The following is a 948-nucleotide window of genomic DNA, read 5'->3' on the forward strand; positions in this document are numbered from 1 at the left end:
AGCCGTAGTTGGCCGCCTCGATGAAGCGCACCCGGTCGCGGCTCGCCAGCGGCGCCGGGTCGAGCTTGCGCAGGCCCGCCAGCGCCTTGTCGACGATGCCATTGGCCGCCCCTTCCTTCGCCGCCAGGTCGAACAGCAGCACCGGTACGTCCGCATTGGCGCAGTGCGCCGCAATCTGCGCACCCATCACCCCAGCTCCCAGTACCGCTACCTTGCGAATCCTCAGTTTGCTCACGTTTTTCATCCTCTTCGATGCTCCCGGCACGACGCCCGCCCGATGATTGGTGGCGTCAAGGTCAAGGTGGATTTCGACTCCACTGGCAAGTGTCACGGCGCCCTGGCCGTACATGAATCGCATCACGCGTCGAGGCCGGCGTGATGCGGTGGTCTTTCCATCGCGCTCCCCGCACCGGGCAGGCAGCCGGCGCTCCGCTCAAGCCAGTGAAAGCTTTTTTCAGTCTATTTCTCCCGTCGCGGCTTGGCCCCCCCCATTCGGGTGGCTGGCAACCAGAGGCAATCTCCTTAACATTTGATGGATCCATAAGTTGTATTGATTGTGGTGCGTGAGCGGGGTATCGCCACTGCTAGTGGGTGCGCCAGGTAAGCGGCACGCGGCCGATCGAAGGTGTGAGATTCGGCTTTTGCGGAGCAGCGTCTGTTCGTTCTCACTGCCGGTTCGCTGCGGCCGACGAGGCCATGCCCAACGCGCTGCAATGGATGGAGAAAAGTCGTTGCGTCACGGATCGTCGGCGTCGGCAGCGACCATGAAAAATATGAGGAGGGAGGCCAAGATGAAGATACTCGTCCCTGTGAAGCGCGTAGTGGATTACAACGTGAAGGTCCGTGTGAAGGCGGACCAGTCGGGTGTAGAGCTTGCGAACGTGAAGATGTCGATCAACCCGTTCGACGAGATTGCGATCGAAGAGGCGGTGCGGCTCAAGGAAGCGG

1 protein-coding gene and 1 pseudogene are annotated in these 948 nt (G+C 61.5%); one reads left to right on the top strand and one right to left on the bottom strand.

Annotated elements, in window-relative coordinates; translation table 11 throughout:
• A partial coding sequence (locus tag GQB03_RS22595; protein WP_159692950.1) for a 3-hydroxyacyl-CoA dehydrogenase NAD-binding domain-containing protein occupies positions 1-235 on the bottom strand: 235 nt, incomplete at its 3' end.
• 556 nt (positions 236-791) lie between these two features.
• On the opposite strand from GQB03_RS22595, the pseudogene GQB03_RS22600 reads away from it, so the two are divergent.
• Positions 792-948, top strand: a pseudogene (locus GQB03_RS22600) (electron transfer flavoprotein subunit beta/FixA family protein); the annotation flags it as partial.

This window comes from Cognatazoarcus halotolerans (assembly GCF_009800965.1).
In the GTDB taxonomy this organism is placed as follows: domain Bacteria; phylum Pseudomonadota; class Gammaproteobacteria; order Burkholderiales; family Rhodocyclaceae; genus Cognatazoarcus; species Cognatazoarcus halotolerans.